Genomic DNA, 23,478 nt, shown 5'->3' with positions numbered 1-23,478 from the left:
CAAGATGCGGGGCGCGTTGCCGATCACGGCGTGATTGCCACCTTCATCACCCCATCGCGCTGATGCGCGAACAGTTCATACGCGGCCTCGATATCGTCCAGTTTGAAGTGGTGGGTCACCAGCGGCGACAGGTCGACGCCACCGCTTTGCACCACCGCCATCAACCGGCGCATGCGTTCCTTGCCGCCGGGGCACAGGGTGCTGACGATGCTGTAATCGCCCAGCCCTGCCGCAAAGGCTGCGTAGGGAATGCGCAGGTCCGACGCGTAAACCCCCAGACTCGACAAGCGTCCGCCCGGGCGTAACACCCGCAACGCAGACTCGAACGTGCCTTGGGTGCCCAAGGCTTCGATGGACACATCCACGCCGCGCCCGTCGGTCAACGCCATGATTTGCTCGACCACGTCGCCATCCTTGAAGTTGACCACATGGGTCGCACCCAACTGCCGCGCGACGCTCATGCGCTCTGCCACCGCGTCGACGCCAATGATCACGCTCGCACCCTTGAGCCGCGCCCCGGCCACCGCACACAGGCCGATCGGCCCCAGCGCGAACACCGCAACGCTGTCGCCGATACTGACTTCGCCGCGTTCGGCGCCGGAGAACCCGGTGGACATGATGTCCGGGCACATCAGCACCTGCTCGTCGCTGAGCCCGTCGGGGATCGGGCACAGGTTGGCCAAGGCATCGGGCACCAAGACGTACTCCGCCTGACAGCCATCAATGATGTTGCCGAATTTCCAGCCGCCGGTGGCGCGAAAACCGTGACGGGTGTCCGGCCCGTCCTGGGAGCCGCAGCCGCACAGGCAGGCGTAGCTTTGACCGCTGGGGGTGATGGCGCCGGCAATCACCCGTTGGCCTTCGAAAAAACCGCGCACCTGTGAGCCGAGTTTCTCGATCACGCCCACCGGTTCGTGACCGACGGTCAAACCTTTGGCCACCGGATACTCGCCCCGCAGGATATGCACGTCGGTGCCGCAGATCGTCGTGGTGGTGATACGCACCAGTGCATCCAGCGGGCCAACCTCGGGGATCGGCTTATCATCCAGCACGATGCGATTCTTTTCGACGAATATCGCCGCTTTCATCATGGCCATGATCAAGACTCCTGTGCAGGTGTTTGCAGTGAGTTCAGCACCTTTCCAAGGCTGCGCTGAATTGATCGACACAAGGTTGATAACGATCAACCCATGCAGAATTGCGCCCGCCGTTACCGCCCGTCGGGCGCGGGGGTTGCTCGGCTGCGTCATTGACAAAGATCAAGCCGCGCCCGGCGGCCCGGAGCAGCATGAACTGACGCCGCTGGTGCCGTTGCGCCCGCCGTGCAATGCCGCTACCCACAGGAGATTCGTCATGTCCGAGCAAGCACGTTTCATGCTGGTGGCTTCACCGCTGATGAAGCACAGCCCTGCGTTCGATCGGGCCGCGGCACTGGCCAAGGCATCGGGCGCGGCGCTGCATATCGTGGCGTTCGATTTCCTCGAAGGACTGGCGACCGCAGGGCTGGTCAACGAACAGGCCCTCGAACAGATGCGCCTGGGTTATGTCGAGCGCCATCACCAATGGCTGGAGGATCAGGCCCGACCGATGCGCCACCTCGGCGTGACCGTGACCACGGAAGTGGTGTGGGTCGACAATCCGTTGCGCGAGATTCAGATTCATCTCAAGGAGCAGCCGATGGCCCTGTTGATCAAAGATCTGCAGCACGCCTCGTTCATGTCACGGTTGATGTTCACCCCGCTCGATGTTCATTTGCTGCGCGAATGCCGGGTGCCGCTGCACTTCGTCAGCCATGTCCAGAACGCCCGGCCTCAACGGATTGTCGCGGCGATTGATCCGTTTCATCGCGACGAGCAATACGCTGACTTCAACGACCGCATCCTGCGCGAGGCCGCCAAACTGGCCAGCGTCTGCGCGGCCGAACTCGACGTGGTCTACGCCTACGACCTGTCATCGATCAGCGCCGACGAGTTCGGTTTTGGCGACGCCTCGACGTTTTTCACCGCAGGCAAGGCGAAAACCCTGTTCGATGCGCAAGGTGATGCGTTCCGCGAACTGGCCGAGCGCAACGGCATCCCGCCGGAACGCCAGCACATGATCATGGGCAATCCGGCCAAAGTACTGTGCAGCTACGCCGATGCCTATGACATCGACGTGATCGTCATGGGCCGGATCGGCCATCGTGGCCTGGGTCGGTTGGTCGGCAGCACGGTGGAACAGTTGCTGTACAAAATGCCCTGCAGCGTCTGGGTGGTGTCACCGCAAGTGCTGGTCGACTGAACGCAGCCGTCCCTCGCCGAGGGACGGCTTCAGATCGAGCGCTGGTTGACCCGCGCCATCAATTGCTCGGCGCTTTCCTTGCGCTCGGAGTAGCGGTCGACCAGATGCGCCTGTTGATCGCGCAGCAGCACGGTGAACTTCACCAGTTCTTCCATCACGTCCACCACACGGTCGTAGAACGGCGACGCTTTCATCCGCCCGGCGTCGTCGAATTCCATATAGGCCTTCGGCACCGAGGATTGATTGGGGATGGTGAACATGCGCATCCAGCGACCCAACACGCGCAACTGGTTGACCACGTTGAACGACTGCGAACCGCCGCAAACCTGCATCACCGCCAGGGTCTTGCCCTGGGTCGGACGCACAGCGCCGAGTTCCAGCGGGATCCAGTCGATCTGCGCCTTGAACACGGCCGACATCGCGCCGTGCCGTTCTGGCGAACACCAGACCTGACCCTCCGACCACATCACCAGCTCGCGCAATTCCTGCACCTTAGGATGGTCGACCGGAACATCGTCAGGCAGCGGCAAACCGGACGGGTTGAAGATCCGCGTTTCGGCGCCGAAGTGTTCGAGCAGGCGCGCGGCCTCCTCTACCAGCAAACGGCTGAAGGAGCGTTCGCGGGTCGAGCCGTAGAGCAGCAGGATGCGTGGTTTGTGCTCGCCCGGTTTCACGGGTTTGCCGTCATCGAACAGGCTGAGATCGAGGTTGGGTAGATGGGTGGACATGGGTTCTCCAACTCAGAGAGTGCCGATACGATCCAGCTCACGCTGGAGCTCTGCGCGGCTGAGTGTTTTGAATGGGAGGCCGAGGAAGGTTGCGCAGCGCCGTTCGATGATCGTCAGCGTGGCAGCAAACGCTGCGTCCACAGCGGCATCGTCACCGATCACATCCGAGGGATCTGCCAGGCCCCAATGGGATTTGAGCGCGGGACCGAAGTACACCGGGCAACTCTCACCGGCGGCCTTGTCGCAGACGGTAATGACAATGTCTGGCGGATTGTCTTCGAACGCGTCATTGCCTTTGCTGTATAGGCCATCGATGGCAATGCCGGCCTGTTGCAGCGTCGACAGGCTGCGCGGCAACACTTGGCCTTTGGGGAAGCTTCCGGAACTCACGGCCTCGAATCCGGGGCGCGCCAGATGATTGAACATGGCTTCAGAGAGGATGCTGCGGCAGCTGTTGGCCGTGCACATGAATAAGACTCGCATGGATGTTTCCTGACAGTTGAGGGGTCAGCAGCACGCTGCTTCGCGGACGGGGCGTCCATTCATGTTCTGCAAGCGTGCGGCGTTGTCCTTGAGCCAATCGACGTTGGCCTTTGACGTTACTTGCAGGATTTGGTGAACCCAATCGGGCAGCGCCGGGTTGAGCCGGTAATAGACCCACTGGCCCTGACGGCGATCAAGCAGCAACCCATTGCTACGCAGTTGCGCGAGGTGGCGGCTGATTTTCGGTTGGCTGTCGTCGAGCGCACACATCAGCTCGCAGACGCAGAGTTCACCTTGTTCGCAAATGAGCAGCATGGCGCGCACACGGGTTTCGTCAGCGAGGCTTTTGAAGACTTCGGTGGGAGTGATCATGGGACGCGCTCTACACATATGGAAATTCGAATATACGGATATCCATATATAAATCAACCCGGAGATGACACACATCTCGCGTGATATGCGCACACCCCCTGTGGGAGCGAGCCTGCTCGCGAAGGCGGTGGGTCAGGCGAGATTTGCGTATCAGATACACCGCTTTCGCGAGCAGGCTCGCTCCCACACGGGGATTTGGATGCGGCTGGTTTAACCGCGTAAAAGCCCCTGCTCCGCCTCACACAACCCCACCACATAATCCCAGACCACCCGCAGCCGCACCGATTTGTGCAACTCGCGCCGCGTGCTGATCCAGTAACTACGCTCGATGCTTTCATCCGGCAGCAACGGCACCAGCTCGGGATCAGACTCGGCCATGTAGCACGGCAACACGGCAATGCCCAATCCAGACCGCGCCGCCTCCTGCTGCGCGATGACGCTGGTGCTATGGAACACCACGCGCGGGCTGCGGCAGAAGCTGTTGAGAAACATCAGTTCCTGGCTGAACAGCAAATCATCGACATAACCGATCCACGCATGCCGCCCAAGGTCTTCGCGGCTGTGCAGGGGCGGGGCTTTATCGAGATAGCGTTGGCTGGCATACAGCGCCAAGCGATAGTCCGTGAGTTTGCGCGTCACCAGCATGTCCGCCGCCGGCCGCTCCAGATGAATGCTGATCTCGGCCTCACGGTTGAGGATACTGACAAAGCGCGGCACGGCGACCAGTTCCACTTCCAGCCCCGGATAACGCTCGAACAAGCCGATCATGCGACTGGCGAGGAACTTGATGCCCAGTCCTTCGGTGACGCCGACACGAATCTTGCCCAACGGCGCAGTGGATTGGGTGATTTCTTCCTGCGCCAGCAACGCTACGTTTTCCATCGCTTCAGCGTGCTTGAGCAACGCCTCCCCCGCCGGGGTCATTTCGTAGCCTTGTGCATGCTGAACGAACAGCGCGGTGCCGAGGCTTTTTTCAATGGCTTCGATGTGGCGGGCGACGGTGGCGTGGGTGGTGTTGAGGCGGCGGGCGGCGGTAAGCAGGCGGCCGCTGCGTTGCAGTTCGAGAAAAAACCGCAGGTCGTTCCAGTCGAACATGGCGTGTCCTTGTCGGCTATGGTCAATGCAGGCTGTTTAAAAACGCACAGCGGCTGCGCAAAAACTAACATTCTTTTAACGAAAGCTAACAACTAGAGTGTCCGACAATAAAAACAAAAAGCGAGGTCAGGGAATGCAGACTTCCCTTGATGAATACGACTACATCGTGGTCGGCGCCGGCCCTGCCGGGTGTTTGCTGGCCAATCGGCTGTCGGCGGATCCGCAGCAGCGGGTGCTGTTGCTCGAAGCCGGCGGGCGCGACAACTATGCGTGGATTCACATTCCTGTCGGTTACCTGTTCTGCATCGGTAACCCGCGCACCGACTGGTGCTTCAAGACCGAAGAACAACCGGGCCTCAACGGCCGCGCGCTGAGTTATCCGCGCGGCAAAGTGCTGGGCGGTTGTTCCTCCATCAACGGCATGATCTACATGCGCGGGCAAGCCAACGACTACGATGGCTGGGCGGCCGAGGGCAATCCCGGTTGGGCCTGGAACGACGTGCTGCCGCTGTTCAAACAAAGCGAAAACCACTTTGCCGGTGCCGCTGAATTCCACGGCGCCAAGGGTGAATGGCGGGTCGAACAACAGCGGCTGTCGTGGCCGATTCTGGATGCCTTTCGCAGTGCTGCCGAGCAGAGCGGCATCGCCAGCATCGACGACTTCAATCAGGGCGACAACGAGGGTTGCGGCTACTTCCAGGTCAATCAGAAATCCGGGGTGCGCTGGAACGCGGCGAAGGCTTTTCTCAAACCTGTACGTGATCGGACGAACCTGACGGTGCTGACCGGGGTTGAGGTGGATCGGGTGCTACTGGAGGACGGACGCGCCTCGAAGGTCAGTGCGCGTCATGAAGGTCAGAGCAAGCAGTTCAAGGCGCGCAAAGAGATTGTCCTGTGCGCCGGTGCAGTCGGTTCGCCGAGCATTCTGCAGCGCTCCGGGATTGGTCCGCGGCCGCTGCTCGAGCGCTTGGGCATCGGCGTGATTCATGAGCTGCCGGGCGTTGGCGGCAACCTGCAGGATCACCTGCAATTGCGCCTGATCTACCAACTGGAAAACGCGCGCACGCTGAATCAGATCGCCGGCAGTGTCTGGGGCAAGATGGGCATGGGCCTGCGCTATCTGTATGACCGTAGCGGGCCGCTGTCGATGGCGCCGAGTCAGTTGGGCGCGTTTGCGCGTTCGGGGCCGGAGCAAACCTCGGCGAATCTTGAGTACCACGTGCAGCCACTGTCGCTGGAGCGTTTTGGCGAGCCGTTGCATAGCTTTCCCGCCTTCACCGCCTCAGTTTGCGACTTGCGTCCGCAGAGTCGGGGACGCATCGACATTCGTTCGGCGGATCCACAGGAAGCGCCGCTGATTCAGCCCAACTATCTCAGTCATCCCGAAGATCTGCGCGTCGCGGCGGATGCGATTCGCCTGACCCGACGCATCGTCAGCGCGCCTGCCCTGCAAGGCTTCAAACCGGTGGAATATCTGCCCGGCGCCAGCCTGCAAAGTGAAGAAGAGCTGCAGGAAGCGGCGGCGAAGATCGGCACGACGATTTTCCACCCGGTCGGCACCTGTCGCATGGGCAATGACGGCGATGCGGTGGTCGACGCACAACTGCGCGTCCACGGCGTGCCCGGTTTGCGCATCGCCGATGCGTCGATCATGCCGCGCATTACCTCGGGCAACACCTGTTCGCCTACGCTGATGATTGCCGAGAAGGCTGCACAACTGATCCTCAACCCCAACACCAGGAGCAGCACCCCGAAATTGGAGCTGGCCCAAACCCTGTAGGAGCTGCCGAAGGCTGCGATCTTTTGACTTTGGATTTTCCAGATCAAAAGCAAGATCAAAAGATCGCAGCCTGCGGCAGCTCCTACAAGGGACCGCGTTTAATTCAAGGCATCACCCGGACACGCAACACCAGTGGAACAACAAAAACAATCACTGTGAGGGATACCGATATGTCAGAACACGTTCAGCCGCTGGACGCCGTGCGCAGCGCCGAGACCAGCAATGCCACACAAAAAGTCATCTTCGCTTCATCACTGGGGACGGTGTTCGAGTGGTATGACTTCTTCCTCTACGGCGCCCTCGCGGCGGTGATCAGCAAACAGTTTTTCGCTGGGGTCAACGACACCACAGCGTTCATCTTTGCGCTGATGGCCTTCGCCGCAGGCTTTATCGTGAGGCCGTTCGGGGCGCTGGTGTTCGGTCGGTTGGGGGACATGATCGGGCGCAAATACACCTTTCTCGCGACGATCATTCTGATGGGCGTGGCGACCTTCTGCGTCGGCCTGCTGCCAACCTACGCCAGCATCGGCATCGCCGCACCGATCATTCTGGTGGTGCTGCGCATGCTGCAGGGCCTGGCGCTCGGCGGTGAATATGGCGGCGCAGCCACCTACGTGGCCGAGCACGCGCCGATTGGCAAACGCGGTTTCCACACCAGCTGGATTCAGTCCACCGCGACCCTCGGCCTGCTGCTGTCGCTGCTGGTGGTGCTCGGTTGCCGCTACTTCACCGGCGACCAGTTTGAAGTCTGGGGCTGGCGCATTCCGTTCCTGCTGTCGATCGTGCTGCTGGGCATTTCCACCTGGATCCGCCTGAGCCTGCACGAGTCGCCGGCGTACCTGAAGATGAAAGAGGAAGGCAAAACCTCGAAAGCGCCGATCCGCGAATCCTTCGGTAAATGGGAAAACCTCAAAGTCGTGCTGATCGCCCTGTTCAGCATCAACGCCGGGCAAGCGGTGACCTTCTACGCGGCGCAATTCTACGTGCTGTTCTTCCTCACCCAATTCCTGAAAATGGACCCGGCAGTGGCCAACACATTGCTGATCATCAGCGTGGTGATCGGTGCACCGTTCTTCATCATTTTCGGCTGGCTGTCGGACAAGGTCGGGCGCAAACCGGTGCTGATGCTCGGCTTGCTGCTGGCCACGGCGCTGTACTTCCCGATCTTCAAATCCCTCGCCCACTACGCCAACCCGGCGATCGATCAGGCCAGCCGTCAGGCACCGATTACCGTGCTGGCGGATCCGGCGACCTGCACCTTCCAGTTCGACCCGGTGGGCAAAGCCAAATTCGACAGCCCGTGCGACAAGGTCAAAACCTTCCTGGTCAAGCAAGGCCTGCCCTACTCCAGCGCTGCCGCCCCGGCTGGCAGCGGCGTGCAAGTCAGCATCGGCGACGTGAAAATCGACGGCTACGACGAAGCCGCCCTGCGCGGCGCCGTGACCCTGGCCGGCTACCCGCAACAAGCCGATATGCAGCAGATCAACAAGCCGATGATCGTCGCCCTGATCGTCGCGCTGATCATCATCTCGGCCATGTGCTACGGCCCACTCGCGGCGCTGATGGTCGAACTGTTCCCGACGCGCATTCGCTACACCTCGATGTCGCTGCCGTACCACATCGGCAACGGCTGGTTTGGCGGTTTCCTGCCGACGGTGTCGTTTGCGTTGGTGGTGTACACCGGGGACATTTTCTATGGGCTGTGGTATCCGGTGTTGATTACCGGGGTGAGCCTGGTGGTGGGGATGATCTGTTTGCGTGAGACGAAGAATATCGATCTCGACAAGAACTGAAATCGAACTGATTGAACTTGTGGAGAGGGGATTTATCCCCTCTCCACAAATGGCTTCACCACAGAAGCCTGTGTCAGGCATCAGCCTTGATCACTTCGAACTTCACCTGATCAGGATAAAACGCCACGTAGTTTTTGATCGGCTCGACCGAGATTTTCGGTTTCTCATAAGTCCACACCGCATTCGCCCCCTCATGCCCCGGCACTTGCAGGCTGAAGTAGTTGGCATCGCCCTTGTACGGGCAATAACTGGTGTGATCGGTGCGGGCGAAGTACTTTTCGTCGATGTCTTCGCGGGGGACGTAATAGACCGGCGGGTAGTTGGCTTCGTTGAGGATCAGTACGTGGGACGAGGCGGCGACCTGGATGCCGTGGAATTTCACTATCAGGCACCCGACAAGTTGTTCGAGGTTTATGACGGGACTGAGGCCGGAGCTTTTCATGGGGTTCTCCTATCATGGAACCAACTGTGGCGAGGGAGCTTGCTCCCGCTGGTCTGCGCAGCAGACCCAAATCCGGAAATCGCAGTGCATCAGGTATAACGCAATTTCAGGTTTTGCGACGGCTGCGCCGCCGAGCGGGAGCAAGCTCCCTCGCCACACGTTTCCGACCTTGCCCCAAAGTCTTTCAGATCAGGCGACTATGTCGCTCGCCACCGCCTGCCCCACCACACCCACAGCAAAGTCCACCGCCCCCTGCCCCGTCAGGTCAACCATCAGGCTGGTCTGATTAGTCTGCGCGAAGTAGGTCAGGATCGCGTCGCCCGCATGCCCGGTGAAGCCGCTGACGAAGTTCAGCGACGCCGCGCCCGTGGCGAAACCGGCGATCCCCGACAGGTCGATCTTGTCCAGACCGCTGGTGAAATCCATGATCCAGTCCGGCGCGGTCATGGTCGAATCGCTGGCCGCACCAAACACAAAGGTGTCTGCCCCTGCACCGCCCCACAAGGTATCGCCACCGCCACCACCGTAGAGGATGTCGTTGCCGGCACCGCCGAACAGATCGTTGGCGGCCGCATTGCCGATCAGCAAGTCATTGCCCGAACCGCCCACCGCATTCTCGACAGTCACACCGTAAGCAATAGAAACGTTGCCGACCAGGCCGCCGACATCGGAGAACGAACCTTCATTGAGGTTGATCTTCTGGTTCTGGCTGAAGCCGGAGAAGTCCAGGGTGTCGTTGCCGCCGCCATCCCACACCGAGAACACCACTTTGGAAGACGCCGAAGTGGCACTGTAGAAATCGCGCTCGGCATTGGAATTGAAGCCGTACGTGGTGTCATCGGCGCGGGTCGCGTAGTTGGCGCCATAGAGTTTTTGCACAGCGACGATATCGTCCAGCAACGGCGCCGAGGCGTAAGCGCCGCTGCCGTCCTTGCTGAAATTCTGCTCGGTATTGGCTTCGCTCCAATAGCTCATCAGGCTGTAGCCACGGGTGTCTTCGGCGTATTTGGCGTCGTTGTAGGTCGGGTTGCCGTTGCCGGCGTTGTACGCGCCCGGGTGCGACAGGCCGAGGGTGTGGCCGATTTCGTGGGTCAGGGTCTGGCGCCCGTAGTTGTTGGTGTCCGGAGTTTTGTTGACCTGATATTGATCGTTGATCAGGTACCACGACTGACCGTCGTAGCTGCTGCCGCCCGGCAGATAAGCGAATGCCGCGCCACCAGTGCTGACGTCGTAGTTGCCGAAGGTCATGTGGCCATCACCGCCCTTGCCTTCAGTGAAGGTGACGTTGGCAACGTCAGCCCAGGATTGCATGGCCAGCACGGCCTGGGCTTTCTGCTGGGCGCTGAACTCGCTGAAGTTGCCCAGTTTGACGTTGTAGTTCGCCGGTTTCTCGGTCAGGAACGTATAGCTGAGGTCGATCTTGCCATCAGCGTTCTTGTCACCCCACGACAGGTTTTTGCGCAGGATTTCGTCGGCTGCCTGGTCGGCGGTGAACGACGGTTTGCCGTTGACCAGACCATTGCCACGGTCATACAAGTGGCTGAACGTATCGACTTGATCGAAGGCGCTGGTGGTGTTGGATTTGGCTTGAGCCATGGTGGACTTCCTTGTTTCTGAGTAGTCAGTGTCGACAGACCACGGCGATCTTCTGGCGAGATCGTCCTGTCACTCGCGTGTTTTGCATCGCCGAAAAATCTGACACAGGCGCAAACCGGGGGCTAATCGATTTCTCGATAGCCGGGCCTGCGTCCCTGTATTACCCGTCACGTGCTGCAATGCTTTTTATCTGTATATCCATACAGATAAAAGTTGCCCCTGACGCCAAGTCCGGCCATTCTGTGCACCTGTGCGGACCTTGATCGACGATGGTGGTTATGCGGTTGTACCTCTGTGAAAAACCTTCCCAGGCCAAAGACATTGCGGCCGTGCTCGGCGCCAGGCGTCGGGGCGACGGCTGCTGGCTGGGAACAGACGTCACGGTGACCTGGTGCATCGGCCACTTGCTCGAAACCGCCCCGCCGGATGCCTATGACGCCCGTTACAAGCGCTGGGTCCTGGCCGATCTGCCGATCATCCCGGACAAGTGGAAAATGACCGTCAAACCGCGCACCGCCAGCCAGTACAAAGCGGTCAAACGCCTGCTCGGCGAGGCCAGCGAGCTGATCATCGCCACCGACGCCGACCGTGAGGGCGAGATGATCGCCCGGGAACTGGTCGAACACTGTCGTTATCGCGGGCCGATCCGCCGTTTGTGGCTGTCGGCGCTGGACGAAGCCTCGATCCGCAAGGCCCTGGCAGCACTGAAGCCGGGCGCCGAGACCTTCAGCCTGTATCACTCGGCGCTGGGCCGCTCGCGGGCAGACTGGCTGATCGGCATGAACATGAGCCGGCTGTTCACGCTGCTGGGGCGGCAATCGGGTTATCAAGGCGTACTGCCGGTGGGCCGGGTGCAGACGCCAACCTTGCGTCTGGTGGTGGATCGCGACCGCAGCATCGCCGATTTCGTGCCAGTGCCGTTCTGGGCGATTGATGTCGATCTGCTGCACCACGGCATTCCGTTTACCGCACAGTGGCGCGCGCCGCCGGATGTCTGTGACGACCAGGATCGCTGCCTGAATCAAACGCTGGCCCAACAAGCCGCGGCAGCGATCAGCAGCGCTGCCAGTGCCCGGGTGGCCAAGCTGAAAACCGAGCGCATGCGCGAAGTGGCACCCCTGCCCTTCGATCTCGGCACCTTGCAGGAAGTCTGCTCGAAGAAACTCGGCCTCGGCGCGCAGGAAACCCTCGACATCGCGCAGGCCCTCTACGAAACCTACAAAGTCATCACCTATCCGCGCAGTGATTGCGGTTATTTGCCGCTGAGCCAGCACAGTGAAGCGCCGGGGATTCTCGCCGCGCTGCGTCAGGCCGATCCGGGTCTTGAGGCGCTGCAAGGCTTTCTCGAACCCCAGCGCCGCTCCCGGGCATGGAACGACGCCAAGGTCAGCGCGCACCACGGCATCATCCCCACCGCTGCGGCGAAAAACCTTGAACGCCTGAGCGGCAAGCACCGTGCGGTCTATACGTTGATCCGCGCACGCTATCTGGCGCAGTTCCTGCCCAATCACGAATACGATCGTACCCAGGCCGATTTCGATTGCGCCGGTGAAGCCCTGCGCGCAGTTGGCAAGCAGATCATCGAACCGGGCTGGAAACGCGCACTGCCAGAAGCGCTGGCCCCGGCCAAGGGTCGCGAAGCTCCGGCGCCACAAACCTTGCCAGCCCTGAGCCACGGCGTCGAATGCGCCATTGCTGCGGTGAAACTCAAGGACCTGTGGACGCAACCGCCCAAGCCCTACACCGAAGGTGACCTGATCAAGGCGATGAAAAACGTCGCCAAACTGGTGGAGGACCCGCTGCTCAAACAGAAACTCAAGGACACCACCGGGATCGGCACCGAAGCCACCCGTGCCTCGATCATCCAGGGCTTGATTGATCGGGGCTATCTGGTGAAAAACGGCAAGGCCCTCGCCGCCACCCCGGCCGCGTTCAGCCTGATCGACGCAGTGCCCCGCGCGATTGCCGACCCCGGCACCACGGCAATCTGGGAACAGGCGCTGGACATGGTGCAAAGCGGCGAAATGAGTCTGGAAGAGTTCGTGACCAAACAAGCGGCATGGATGAGCAAACAGGTGACGCGCTGTTCCAGCCTCAGCCTGACCATCAGCGGCCCGCCACCGGCCGGCAAAGCAGCGGCCCCGTGGAAGAAGAAACGCAAATCGACCCGCAGCAAGAGCGCCGGCACGACCAAACGCGCAGCCAAATAGCACAAACTCCGCAGCTTGATTGCTTTCTGTGGCTTGATTATTCCCTGTGGCGAGGGAGCTTGCTCCCGCTTGGCTGCGCAGCAGTCGCATACCTGTAACCCAGGTGTAACTGATGCACTGTAATTGCAGCGTTCAGGGTCGCTTCGCCACCCAGCGGGAGCAAGCTCCCTCGCCACAGTGTGTTGAGTCGACAATACTGAAGTCGCAATCTTCAGGAGCATCGCGCGATGGCCAATATCGAACTGCACCCCGCCCAACGCGATGAGCTGGACATCATCGAAAACCTCATGCAGTTCTACATGCACGACTTCAGCGAATGGCTGCCGCTGAAACTCGCCGAGCACGGCTTTTTCTCGATCCAGCCGAAAATCGACTACTGGCGCCATCCCGCTACCCGACCGTTCCTGATTCGCGTCGACGGCGAGCTCGCCGGTTTCGTGACCGTTGATAACGAAACGCACATCGCCGGCGCCGAACACAACATCGGCTACTTCTTCATTGCGCGACGCTTTCGTGGCCAAGGCGTCGCGCAGTTTGTCGTCTCTGCCCTCTTGAGCCACATCCCCGGTCAATGGCAGATTTTCCATATCGACGCCAACCGGCCGGCACAGCGCTTCTGGGCCGGCCTGATTCCTGTATTGAGCGGCGGCGATTTCACCCGGCAGCAGCATGAAGTGGACGGCTATCCGTGCACGTTCTACCGCGTGCGTACGCCTTTTTCCGTTGCCTGAACGGATTCTTTCTCATTCCAAAACAGCTTTGTCCGACAATATGTAGTGACCAAAAATAATCACTACAAAACCGTTGACGGCGTCGTTTTGCTTTTGCATGATGAAGACGTTCCCCGATCGGGAACATGAGTAACACGCTTGAGCAAACTCGTCTGACCGCCGAGTTGTTTTTTCCGGATACACGCTGCCCACAAGGCAGATTGAAGAAGCTGACCTGGCCTGAACGTCCAGTACAAGGACGAGAAGCGCTGGCGAAAATTCTCAAGACGCTTGTGGCCGACACGGTAAATGTCGTCAAGGAGCCTCCCGGTTTTCGCTGCTTCTCCTCGTTGTGACGCTATTGCGTAGCAGTTATTCAACACGACTACATGCAACAGATGCACGACCCCGTACTTCACACGGGCGAGCGCTGACGTCCTGGTTTCGGTGCCAGGGATCAACTAACCGATGGGCTACCTGTATTAGCGAATCAACTTTGAAAGATCACCAGACTGGTCAAGGGGCAATATCATGAATCTGAACAATCAACCTACTATCGAAGAACTGGCTCGTATATTCGCGGCGCAGAAAGACAGCCACGACAGCCATATTCTGTGGATCAGCAAGTCGGGTCAGGTGCATATCGACTGCCTGGCGACCCATGCTGACGAAGACGAGTTCGACCGCAACCATCAGAACCTGCTGGCCCGCCTGAAGATGTACCGCCGCGGCCACGGTTATGTTGGCAAGAAAGCCGCGGCCGACAAGGACTTCATCGGTAATGTTCTGCAAACGCTGAAACAGGCGTGGGATTCGATGCAGAACAACAACGAAGTTCGGGTGATTGATCGGTTCTGCTGAGTCAGTAATTAAATAATTGAAAGGCCTGCTTCCTTAAAGGAAGCAGGCCTTTTTTGGTTCGCTTGCGTTGATTTGGCGTGACTGGAATTGCCCTCTCCCGAGGGAGAGGGTTAGGGTGAGGGGCTTCCCATGCCCAACACCAACTCCACAAACGCCACCGCCGCCGCACTGTGATAATTATTGCGCCGCCGCAACAGCGCCGCCCCGCGCTGCGGCACATCACTCTTGACGCGCAACCGGCGTAACGCCCGATCCTCCGTCGCGATTGCCTGCGGCAGCATCGTCGCCATCGGTGAGTGACGCACCACCTCCAGCAACGTACTCACCGAGTTCACCTCGATCCGCACCTGTGGCGTAATTGCGTGCTGACGGAAATATTCATCCACCGATAACCGCGTGATGAAGTCCGGCGCCAACAAGGCGAAATCCAGTGACGCAATATCTTCCGGCGTCAGTAACGAGTGGCTGTCATACAGCGGATGCTCACGCCCGACCATGATCCCCAACGTTTCGGTAAACGCCGGAATGCATTCGATATCGGTATTGCGCACCGGCGTAAACGCAATCGCAATATCCAGCGAGTCATCTGCCAGACCTGCTTCGATGTCGTCCATCGACAGTTCGAAAATCTGCAAATGAATCCCCGGATAGCGCGCGGCAAAGTCGCGCACCAATGGCCCGACCAGATACGCCATGAACGTCGGCGTCATCGCCAGGCGCAACGTCCCGCGAGATAAATCCTTCACGTCATGCAACGCGCGCTTGCCCGCCTCCAGCTCCACCAGCACCCGTCGCGCGCATTCGATGTAGGCCTCGCCAGCATCGGTGGGTTTGACCGTGCGCGAAGTGCGATCAAACAGGTTCACCCCCAGGGTTTCCTCCAGTTGGCGAATCTGTTGCGACAGGGTCGGCTGCGACACATGCAGGGCCTCGGCGGCACGGGTAAAGCCGCCGTGATCGGCAACGGCCAGCAGGTAACGCAAATGTCGCAGCAGCATAGGAACACCATCTATAGGCAGGGCTTATGCGAAGCATTGTATATCGGTCTTGGACGCTATGGATCAATCGGTAGAAGATGAATCCCACACAGAAAGCCAATCCCTGAAAGGAGTGACACCATGCAACAGTCCCACGCCTACAACGACACCAGCCTGGCCCTGACCACCCGCATTCTCGACGCCAAGGCACGCAAAGATCTGTCGTGGCAGGATCTCGCTGACGACACCGGCCTGAGCCTGGCGTACGTCACCGCAGCCCTGCTCGGCCAGCACCCGTTGCCAGAGAACGCCGCGCAAGTGGTGGGTGACAAGCTGGAACTGAGCGTTGAAGACGTCGCGGCGATGCAGATCATCCCGCTGCGTGGCAGCCTCAGCGGCGTGCCGACCGACCCGACCATCTACCGCTTCCACGAGATGATCCAGATTTACGGCACCACCCTCAAAGCCTTGGTTCACGAGCAGTTCGGCGACGGCATCATCAGCGCGATCAACTTCAAACTCGACATCAAGAAAGTCGAAGACCCGGAAGGCGGCTCCCGCGCTGTGGTCACCCTCGACGGCAAGTTCCTGCCCCTGCGTCCGTTCTGATCCGCACCGGCCCGCACCCTACGTGCGGGCCAACCACCCTCAAATGGCTACCCGTCACCAAACACATCTGGAGGCTGCCCCATGCAAAAAATTCTGTTGACCCTGGCCCTGCTCGGCGGCTTTTCCGTCCAGGCGTTTGCCGCTGACGAGGCCGTCGCCTACCGCTACGGCATGCAACTGGATGTCGCCCAAGTGCTGAGCATTACCCCGGTTGCCGATGTGTGTGGCGTGGTGCCGGTCGAGATGACGTATCTGGACAGCCACGGCGGCAAACACATTCTTCAATACAGCGAATTCGGCAGCGGTTGCTCGAACTGAGAGGACAACACCATGAAAAACCTGATTGATGGCTTCCTGAAATTTCAGAACGAAGCGTTTCCACAACGCACCGAACTGTTTAAGCACCTGGCGACCACGCAGCAGCCTGGCACCTTGTTCATCACCTGTTCCGACAGCCGTGTCGTGCCGGAACTGCTGACCCAGCAAGAACCCGGCGAGCTGTTTGTGATCCGCAATGCCGGCAATATCGTGCCGTCCTACAGCCCGCATCCGGGCGGGGTTTCAGCGACGGTAGAATACGCGGTGGCGGTGCTTGGCGTGACCGATATTGTTATCTGCGGCCATTCGGACTGCGGCGCGATGACCGCGATTGCCCAGTGCAAGTGCATGGATCACCTGCCCGCCGTCAGTGGCTGGCTGCAGCATGCCGAGTCGGCAAAAGTGGTGAATGAAGCGCGGCCGCATGCCAATGACGCGGCGAAATTGAGTTCGATGGTGCGCGAGAACGTGATCGCGCAACTGGCGAATATCCAGACCCACCCGAGCGTGCGTCTGGCTCAGGAGAAAGGCCTGCTGAATCTGCATGGCTGGGTGTATGACATCGAGACTGGCTCGATCGACGCGCTGTCCGCCGACCGCCGCACGTTTGTGCCTCTGGCCGAGCAACCGGCGACTTGCGCGATTCACGCACAAACCACGTATGCTGCCTGAGTGACGAGTTGATCCAACACCTATCCTGTGGCGAGGGAGCTTGCTCCCGCTGGGGCGCGCAGCGGCCCTCGCTTTTTTTGGGTCTGCTGCGCAGCCCAGCGGGAGCAAGCTCCCTCGCCAAAGGGCCGGTGTGGATCAACCATTTTCAGCGTTTTACCGTGAGATCGACCTGGGTCATGCGGCTACGAACAGTAAACACGCCATCCCCCGAAAGAATCGCACTGCGTGCAAACAAGCGCCCGCTCTCCCAGTTCGAAAGGCCCAGCTCCGGCTTGTTCAGCGCGTACTGGCCGTCAACCCAACGGGTAATGCCGTTGCCCACGAACGGCGCGTTGACCGCGTTGTAAAAACGCTCCTGAACCTGCGCGTCTTCACTGATCAGCGACACGGTGAATTGCGGGCTATAGCGGTTGAACAGCGCAATCGCCTGATCCAGATCGTCGACGATCATCAGGCTGACTTCCGGGGTTTCTTCCCATTCCCACTCGCGGCCCAACGCCGATTCCGCCAAGGGTTCGGCCAGTGCTTCAGTCTGATAACCCTCAGCGCGATAGACCTCGACCGTCGCGTTCTGCCACTCACTCGGCAAGCAGCCTTCACTGCCCTCGACGATGTGCAATTTGCAGCCCTGGCCACGCGCGGTGCCGGCCTGTTGCAGCGCATCGAGAAACAACGGCACCAGTTCCGCCGCGCGATCACGCTGGATCAGGCACACGTTGAGGGTGTTGCATACTTTACGGTCCAGCGAATTGCGCACTACGGCGGCGAAACGTTTGGCATCGGCAGCACGATCCGCGATCAACCACGCGCCACCCGTGCCGTGCAGGCTGACGGCGGTGCCGGCCTGCTGGGCAATGCTGCCCAACTGACTGACCGCACGACCCGAACCGCGCGCCACCGCCAACGACAAACGTCGGTCAGCGAACATCGCCCAACCGGCGGCATGATTGACACTTTCGACCAACGACACCGCACCGGCCGGCAGACCGGCATCAGCCAGCGCCGGATTCAACGCATGAGTGACGATGGCTTGCGCGGTGCCCAGCGCATCGCTGCCAATACGCAGCACGGCGGTGTTGCCAGTGCGCAAGACGCCAGCCGCGTCGGCGAATACGTTCGGCCGACCTTCGAAGACAAACGCGACGATGCCCAGCGGCGAGACCACTTGTTCGACTTTCCAGCCATCGTGTTCGACGCTGCTGATGACTTTGCCGCGTGTGGCTGCGGCATCACGCCAGGCGCGCAGGCCGGCGATCATGTCACCGCGCATGCGCTCATCGGCGAGCAGTCGGGTGGTGGAGCGGCCGCGTGCCTTGGCCCGCTCGATATCCGCGCGGTTGGCGGTTTCGATGTGCGCCCAGCACGCCGGGTTTTCCAGACGTTGCGCGAACAGATCAAAAAACTGGCTGATGGCCTCATCAGACACCGCCGACAACGCAGTGAATGCCGCTGCCGCACGCTCGATCGCCACGGACGCCGCTTGCTGATCCGCTACGGGGATCAACAGCAACTCGCCACTGACCTGCTCCACCAGCAGATGGTCACCGGGCTGAAAACGCGCGGCCAGTTCGGGGCTGACCACGGTGACGCGGTTACCAGCGAAAGGGATCGGCGTGCCAGCGACTAGACGTTCGAGCGCGAGAGACATGAAACGGGTTCACCATGCAGGGAGCGGCCGGAAAATGTATAGGAACACAATCCTCCAAAGCAACCGCTAACCCTGTGGGAGCGAGCCTGCTCGCGAAAGCGGTGGATCTGATACATCAATGTTGGCTGAACTGACGCATTCGCGAGCAGGCTCGCTCCCACAGGGTTTTGTGGTGATTGTTGGATCGGGTCAGAACACTGACCAGCCAATCCGCGCGCTAAGCATCTCCAGCGCCGCCATCCCCGCCAGCGAGTTCCCGGCGGCATTCAGCTCCGGCGACCACACGCACACCGTGAACTGCCCCGGCACCACCGCGACAATCCCGCCGCCGACGCCGCTCTTGCCCGGCAAGCCAACGCGATAAGCGAAATTGCCCGCTTCGTCATACAGTCCGCTGGTGGCCATGATCGAGTTAACCTGCTGGGTTTGCCGCCGCGTCAGGATCTGTTCGCCGCTGTGCTTGCAATAACCGTCGTTGGCCAGAAAGCAAAACGCCCGGGCCAGATCAATGCAGTTCATGCGCAACGCGCAGTGACTGAAATAGCTGCGCAACACCGCTTCGACGTCGTTGTGAAAATTGCCGAACGACTGCATCAGATACGCCATCGCCGCATTGCGCGCGCGGTGCTGGTATTCGGAGTCGGCGACTTTGCCATCGATCATGATCTGCGGATTGCCCGACAGGCGCCGGACGAAATCGCGCATCGACAGGGTCGGTGCGGCGAAACGCGACTGGTTGATGTCGCAGATCACCAGCGCGCCGGCGTTGATGAACGGATTGCGTGGCCGACCGCGCTCGAATTCCAGCTGCACCAGCGAGTTGAACGGCTGCCCGGACGGCTCGTGACCGAGGCGTTCCCAGATCGCCTCGCCGGAATGATCAATCGCTTGCACCAGGCTGAACACTTTGGAAATACTCTGCACCGAGAACGGCGTTTCGGCGTCACCGGCGCAGTACATCTCGCCGTCGTTGCCGTACACGGCGATGCCCAGCTGATTGGCCGGCACGGTGCCGAGGGCGGGAATGTAGTCAGCCACCTTGCCCTGCCCGATCAACGGGCGGACAGCGTCAAGGATCTCGTTCAACAGCGCTTGCATGCCGGGTTCCGAAGTCACGCCCCATGGGATTGCGGGGACACTGGGGCTAGACGCTGCACCCGCCCGTCGAATCACACCGGTCGCCATCGCACTGAATGTTCTAGGCTGAACCGGACATTCAAAACGGGAGAGCACCCATGCACCTCGAAGGCTCCTGCCACTGTGGCGAGGTCACATTCAGCCTCACCAGCGCCCACCCCTACCCTTATCAACGCTGCTATTGCTCGATCTGCCGCAAGACTCAGGGCGGCGGCGGTTATGCGATCAACCTCGGCGGCGACGCGACGAGCCTCAAGGTGCGCGGGCGCAAACACATCAGCGTCTACCACGCGAAGATGAAGGACGACGGCGCCAAACGCGCCCATCGCAGCAGCGCCGAGCGGCATTTCTGTTCACTGTGCGGCAGCGGTCTGTGGCTGTTCAGCCCGGAATGGCCGGAACTGATTCACCCGTTCGCCTCGGCCATTGATACGCCGTTGCCGGTGCCGCCAGAACACACGCACTTGATGCTCGGTTCGAAAGCGCCATGGGTGGAAGTCGAGGCCAAAGCGAAAGACAAACAGTTCGACGTCTACCCCGAGGAATCCATTGCCCAGTGGCATGAACGGCTCGGACTGACCCGTTAAATTCGCCACCTGCGCTGCCCTATAGAAACTGCGGTCTTTTGACGTTGAAGATCAGGATCAAAAGATCGCAGCCTCGTTTCACTCGACAGCTCCTACAGGTTTTGTGTGTGTGTGTGTGTGTGACAAAAATCTAATCGGCGCCACAAATCAATGTGGGAGCGAGCCTGCTCGCGAAGGGGCCGGTACAGGCCACAGCATTAATCCAGATGCGCCCAGGTCATCCGGAACGACGCCCCGCCCCAAGGCGAATCACCCACTTCAACCTGGCCGCCATGGGATTGCGAGACCCGGCGCACCAACGCCAGGCCCAAGCCAAACCCGCCGGTGCGGCGATCCCGACTGGCGTCCAGCCGCGAAAACGGTTCAAAGATTTTTTCCCGCCCGTCCACCGGCACCCCCGGCCCATCGTCGTTGACCCGCACCTGGTAATAATCGCCCGTGCGTTCCAGCGTCACCTCCACCCGCCGCTCGGCATAACGAATCGCGTTACGCAGCAGATTGATCACCGCCCGCGCCATAAATCGCGGTTCGATGCGCACGGTGTCGATCCGGCAGTCAGCGATCAACAATTGCACACCCGCCGCCTCGGCCTCCAGCGCCACGCTGCCGACCACGCTGTCGAGCCAATTGGCGGCCGCGATGTTTTCCCGTTTGATCACTGTCGCGCCGCGCTCAAGGCTGGCGTAGGTCAGCAGTTCGGACACCATTTCTTCCAGCTCGCCAAGGTCGGCGTACATGTCGGCAATCAGCTCGCGGTTCTGGCTGGCGTCCGGCTGCTGCTTGAGCTGATCGAGCTCAAACGACAGCCGCGCGATCGGCGTACGCAATTCGTGGGACACGGCGTTGGTCAGTTCCCGCTGATTGGCGATCAGCCCTTCAATACGCGCCGCCATCAGGTTGAAGTGTTCGGCCAGGTCGCGGATGTTCGAGCGCTTAGATAACTGGATGCGCACCGACAGATCGTTGTCGCCAAAACGCTCGGCAGCCAGGCGCAGTTTCTCCAGATCGCGCCAGTGCGGGCGCACCCAGAAAAACAGGACGATGCCGATCAGCACCGCGATCATCAGATAGGCGCCAGCGATATAGAACGGCATCAAACTCGGCTCGGCCGGCAAGCGGATGCTGAGCAACTGCGGCCCCTCGTCGATCGCGCAAATGTACTGGGTGTACTTGTCGCGGATCACCAGCAGCCCTTTGGCCAGCTCGGCTTTTTCCTCGTCGCTCAGGGCCAGTTCAGAGGCGTCGACCAGGGTCAGCCCTAAACCGTAATGCGGACGGATGGTTTCCAGCTGTTGTTCCCGGGCCGGGCCGTCGAGGTCACGCAACTGCTGGCCCAGCGTCCAAGCCTGTCCGCGCACGGCCTCACGGTTGTAGTCCTGCATCTGATAATCGAGCAAGGCATCAAAGGTGCGCTCGACCGTCTGCAACGCCAGCACCAGACCTATCGTCATGACCAGAAACAGACCGAGAAATAACCGCAGCATCTACAGCTCCCACGCGAACGGATTGAACAGATAACCCTTGCCCCAAACGGTTTTGATACACATCGGCTCGCGGGGATTGTCTTTGAGCTTGTTGCGTAATTTGCTGATGTACACGTCGACGCTGCGGTTGAGCCCGTCGAAGGCAATCCCGCGCATGCGATTGAGGATGTCATCACGCGACAGCACTTTGCCGGCCGCGCTGGCCAGCAACCACAGCAGCTCGAACTCCATGGTGGTCATCTCGATGACCTCGCCCGCCAATCGCACTTCACGGCAACTGCGGTCGACGCTCAACTGGCCAAATTCCATAAAACTCACCACATTGCTGTCCGGCACCTGCCGCCGTTGCAGCGCTCGCAACCGGGCCAGCAATACCGGTGGCTTGATCGGTTTGATCACGTAGTCATCGGCGCCGGACTCCAGACCGAGGATATGGTCGAGGTCATCTTCCTTGGCGGTCAGAATCACGATCGGCGTGTCCGACACACTGCGAATTTCCCGACACACGTGCAGACCGCTCTGCCCTGGCAACATCAGGTCGAGCACCACGACCTTCGGCTTGAATTCGAGAAAGGCAGCCACGGCCAGATCACCGCGATGTACCGTGCGCACCTCGTAGCCGTGTTGTTCGAGAAAGTGGGCGATCAGCGCAGCAAGGCGCTCATCGTCCTCCACCAGCAGGAGCTTGCCGAAACCCAGGTTATCCATAACGACCGTCTGCCGCCCATGTGTGAAGTGGTCGGCATTATGGCGGCTTTCGTGGCGCAGGCGTTTGCCTCAGGCAGCAAAAACCGGCCGCTGGGGCCGGTTTTCGGTGATATTTCATACTCTTAAGAGTTTTTTACATTCATGCACTGATCGCTATATCTGTAGGAGCTGCCGAAGGCTGCGATCTTTTGATCCGGCTTTTTCAAGAGCAAAAAATCGCAGCCTTCGACAGCTCCTACACGGAGTCATGCGGTGGCAGGCACACCGCTGTGGAAGCGGAATTCTTCGTCCGGCGACTCGATCAGTTCCTGCTCGGCGGCGCGGACTTTTTCGATGACCTGGGCAATATCCTTCGCATCGCCGTACTGATAGGCCAGTTTCAGGTAACCCTGAAAATGCCGCGCCTCGCTTTTCAGCAGGCCGAAGTAGAACTTGCCGAGTTCTTCGTCCAGATGCGGTACCAGTGCTTCGAAACGCTCGCAACTGCGCGCTTCGATAAACGCGCCGACCACCAGCGTATCCACCAGTTTCACCGGCTCGTGACTACGCACCACCTTGCGCAAGGCCGAGGCGTAACGGCCGGCGTGGAGCTGGCGCAGTTCAATCTTGCGCCGTTTCATGATGCGCATGACCTGCTCGTGGTGCACCAGTTCTTCCCGGGCTAGACGCGACATCATGTTGATCAGGTCGACGTGGGAATGGTACTTGGCAATCAGGCTCAGGGCGGTGCTGGCAGCCTTGAACTCGCAGTTCTTGTGGTCGATCAGCAGGGTTTCCTGATCGGCCAGGGCGGCCTGAACCCAGGCGTCGGGGGTGCGGCAGCCAAGGAATTCGTGGATTTCGGGAAGGATCATGGGGCTCACGGTAAAAGGTGTTCGAGCGAAGGGCGCCGATTATACCGGCCTGTTCGCAGACCACCAGCGGCGGGCGTTGATATGCATCAAGTCGCGCACGGTCGAGCAGCAACTATAGTTGTGCAACGCCGTGC

24 protein-coding genes are annotated in these 23,478 nt (G+C 60.2%); 11 read left to right on the top strand and 13 right to left on the bottom strand.

Annotated elements, in window-relative coordinates; translation table 11 throughout:
- Positions 1-23: 23 nt before the first annotated feature.
- Positions 24-1,097 (bottom strand): NAD(P)-dependent alcohol dehydrogenase, encoded by a 1,074-nt coding sequence (locus tag BK670_RS05270; protein WP_123448901.1) that lies wholly within the window; start codon positions 1,095-1,097, stop codon positions 24-26.
- Between the two features lie 256 nt (positions 1,098-1,353).
- Here BK670_RS05270 and BK670_RS05265 point away from each other — a divergent pair, with 256 nt between their 5' ends.
- Positions 1,354-2,280, top strand: coding sequence for a universal stress protein (locus BK670_RS05265; RefSeq protein WP_123449193.1), 927 nt, complete (start codon positions 1,354-1,356; stop codon positions 2,278-2,280).
- Between the two features lie 29 nt (positions 2,281-2,309).
- Here the strand turns inward: BK670_RS05265 and arsH are convergent, their stop codons facing one another.
- From arsH to BK670_RS05245, 4 genes are all read right to left on the bottom strand, one after another.
- Positions 2,310-3,008, bottom strand: a complete 699-nt coding sequence (arsH, locus tag BK670_RS05260) for an arsenical resistance protein ArsH (protein ID WP_123448900.1) — start codon at positions 3,006-3,008, stop codon at positions 2,310-2,312.
- 12 nt (positions 3,009-3,020) lie between these two features.
- Positions 3,021-3,491 (bottom strand): arsenate reductase ArsC, encoded by a 471-nt coding sequence (locus BK670_RS05255; protein WP_123448899.1) that lies wholly within the window; start codon positions 3,489-3,491, stop codon positions 3,021-3,023.
- Between the two features lie 24 nt (positions 3,492-3,515).
- Complete coding sequence (locus BK670_RS05250; protein WP_123448898.1) at positions 3,516-3,863, bottom strand: metalloregulator ArsR/SmtB family transcription factor; 348 nt, start codon at positions 3,861-3,863, stop codon at positions 3,516-3,518.
- 210 nt (positions 3,864-4,073) lie between these two features.
- Complete coding sequence (locus tag BK670_RS05245; protein WP_123448897.1) at positions 4,074-4,958, bottom strand: LysR family transcriptional regulator; 885 nt, start codon at positions 4,956-4,958, stop codon at positions 4,074-4,076.
- Between the two features lie 133 nt (positions 4,959-5,091).
- On the opposite strand from BK670_RS05245, the gene BK670_RS05240 reads away from it, so the two are divergent.
- Both BK670_RS05240 and BK670_RS05235 read left to right on the top strand, forming a co-directional pair.
- Positions 5,092-6,738: a GMC family oxidoreductase gene (locus BK670_RS05240; RefSeq protein WP_123448896.1), complete on the top strand. Its 1,647-nt coding sequence runs from the start codon at positions 5,092-5,094 to the stop codon at positions 6,736-6,738.
- 170 nt (positions 6,739-6,908) lie between these two features.
- On the top strand, positions 6,909-8,531 hold the full coding sequence (locus BK670_RS05235) for an MFS transporter (RefSeq protein WP_123448895.1): 1,623 nt from the start codon (positions 6,909-6,911) through the stop codon (positions 8,529-8,531).
- A 73-nt stretch (positions 8,532-8,604) separates the two neighbouring features.
- Here BK670_RS05235 and BK670_RS05230 read toward each other — a convergent pair whose 3' ends face one another.
- Both BK670_RS05230 and BK670_RS05225 read right to left on the bottom strand, forming a co-directional pair.
- Positions 8,605-8,973 carry a DUF427 domain-containing protein gene (locus BK670_RS05230; RefSeq protein WP_123448894.1) on the bottom strand — a complete coding sequence of 123 codons (369 nt, stop codon included), beginning with the start codon at positions 8,971-8,973 and terminating at the stop codon, positions 8,605-8,607.
- 189 nt (positions 8,974-9,162) lie between these two features.
- The gene (locus BK670_RS05225) at positions 9,163-10,569 is read right to left on the bottom strand and encodes a serralysin family metalloprotease (RefSeq protein ID WP_123448893.1); all 1,407 of its coding nucleotides are present in this window, start codon (positions 10,567-10,569) and stop codon (positions 9,163-9,165) included.
- Positions 10,570-10,847: 278 nt separating this feature from the next.
- Here BK670_RS05225 and BK670_RS05220 point away from each other — a divergent pair, with 278 nt between their 5' ends.
- The 4 genes from BK670_RS05220 (at position 10,848) to BK670_RS05210 (ending at position 14,350) form a co-directional block, all read left to right on the top strand.
- Positions 10,848-12,779 (top strand): DNA topoisomerase III, encoded by a 1,932-nt coding sequence (locus tag BK670_RS05220; RefSeq protein WP_123449192.1) that lies wholly within the window; start codon positions 10,848-10,850, stop codon positions 12,777-12,779.
- Positions 12,780-13,006: 227 nt separating this feature from the next.
- Positions 13,007-13,510, top strand: a complete 504-nt coding sequence (locus tag BK670_RS05215) for a GNAT family N-acetyltransferase (RefSeq protein ID WP_123448892.1) — start codon at positions 13,007-13,009, stop codon at positions 13,508-13,510.
- 125 nt (positions 13,511-13,635) lie between these two features.
- Complete coding sequence (locus BK670_RS29560; RefSeq protein ID WP_185036724.1) at positions 13,636-13,845, top strand: hypothetical protein; 210 nt, start codon at positions 13,636-13,638, stop codon at positions 13,843-13,845.
- 175 nt (positions 13,846-14,020) lie between these two features.
- Positions 14,021-14,350: a hypothetical protein gene (locus BK670_RS05210; protein WP_123448891.1), complete on the top strand. Its 330-nt coding sequence runs from the start codon at positions 14,021-14,023 to the stop codon at positions 14,348-14,350.
- A gap of 110 nt (positions 14,351-14,460) precedes the next feature.
- Here BK670_RS05210 and cynR read toward each other — a convergent pair whose 3' ends face one another.
- On the bottom strand, positions 14,461-15,348 hold the full coding sequence (gene cynR / locus BK670_RS05205; RefSeq protein WP_123448890.1) for a transcriptional regulator CynR: 888 nt from the start codon (positions 15,346-15,348) through the stop codon (positions 14,461-14,463).
- Between the two features lie 120 nt (positions 15,349-15,468).
- On the opposite strand from cynR, the gene cynS reads away from it, so the two are divergent.
- The 3 genes from cynS (at position 15,469) to BK670_RS05190 (ending at position 16,926) form a co-directional block, all read left to right on the top strand.
- Positions 15,469-15,936: a cyanase gene (cynS, locus tag BK670_RS05200; RefSeq protein ID WP_123448889.1), complete on the top strand. Its 468-nt coding sequence runs from the start codon at positions 15,469-15,471 to the stop codon at positions 15,934-15,936.
- An 81-nt stretch (positions 15,937-16,017) separates the two neighbouring features.
- Positions 16,018-16,254: a DUF2790 domain-containing protein gene (locus BK670_RS05195; RefSeq protein ID WP_123448888.1), complete on the top strand. Its 237-nt coding sequence runs from the start codon at positions 16,018-16,020 to the stop codon at positions 16,252-16,254.
- Positions 16,255-16,266: 12 nt separating this feature from the next.
- On the top strand, positions 16,267-16,926 hold the full coding sequence (locus BK670_RS05190) for a carbonic anhydrase (RefSeq protein ID WP_123448887.1): 660 nt from the start codon (positions 16,267-16,269) through the stop codon (positions 16,924-16,926).
- Positions 16,927-17,071: 145 nt separating this feature from the next.
- Here BK670_RS05190 and BK670_RS05185 read toward each other — a convergent pair whose 3' ends face one another.
- Complete coding sequence (locus BK670_RS05185; protein ID WP_123448886.1) at positions 17,072-18,574, bottom strand: aldehyde dehydrogenase family protein; 1,503 nt, start codon at positions 18,572-18,574, stop codon at positions 17,072-17,074.
- Between the two features lie 189 nt (positions 18,575-18,763).
- Positions 18,764-19,672 carry a glutaminase B gene (gene glsB / locus BK670_RS05180; protein WP_123448885.1) on the bottom strand — a complete coding sequence of 303 codons (909 nt, stop codon included), beginning with the start codon at positions 19,670-19,672 and terminating at the stop codon, positions 18,764-18,766.
- Between the two features lie 137 nt (positions 19,673-19,809).
- Between glsB and BK670_RS05175 the strand changes: the two genes are divergently transcribed.
- Positions 19,810-20,298: a GFA family protein gene (locus BK670_RS05175; RefSeq protein WP_123448884.1), complete on the top strand. Its 489-nt coding sequence runs from the start codon at positions 19,810-19,812 to the stop codon at positions 20,296-20,298.
- A gap of 197 nt (positions 20,299-20,495) precedes the next feature.
- Here the strand turns inward: BK670_RS05175 and BK670_RS05170 are convergent, their stop codons facing one another.
- The 3 genes from BK670_RS05170 to BK670_RS05160 all read right to left on the bottom strand — a co-directional run bounded on the left by BK670_RS05170 (position 20,496) and on the right by BK670_RS05160 (position 23,344).
- Positions 20,496-21,782 (bottom strand): ATP-binding protein, encoded by a 1,287-nt coding sequence (locus BK670_RS05170; protein WP_123448883.1) that lies wholly within the window; start codon positions 21,780-21,782, stop codon positions 20,496-20,498.
- Positions 21,783-22,490: a winged helix-turn-helix domain-containing protein gene (locus BK670_RS05165; protein WP_093437091.1), complete on the bottom strand. Its 708-nt coding sequence runs from the start codon at positions 22,488-22,490 to the stop codon at positions 21,783-21,785.
- A gap of 245 nt (positions 22,491-22,735) precedes the next feature.
- On the bottom strand, positions 22,736-23,344 hold the full coding sequence (locus BK670_RS05160; RefSeq protein WP_123448882.1) for a MiaE family protein: 609 nt from the start codon (positions 23,342-23,344) through the stop codon (positions 22,736-22,738).
- Positions 23,345-23,478 lie beyond the last annotated feature (134 nt).

This window comes from Pseudomonas fluorescens (genome assembly GCF_003732425.1).
In the GTDB taxonomy this organism is placed as follows: Bacteria; Pseudomonadota; Gammaproteobacteria; order Pseudomonadales; family Pseudomonadaceae; genus Aquipseudomonas; species Aquipseudomonas fluorescens_BE.
Note: the sequence above shows the minus strand (reverse complement) of the source record. Positions and strands in the feature narration are given on the sequence as shown.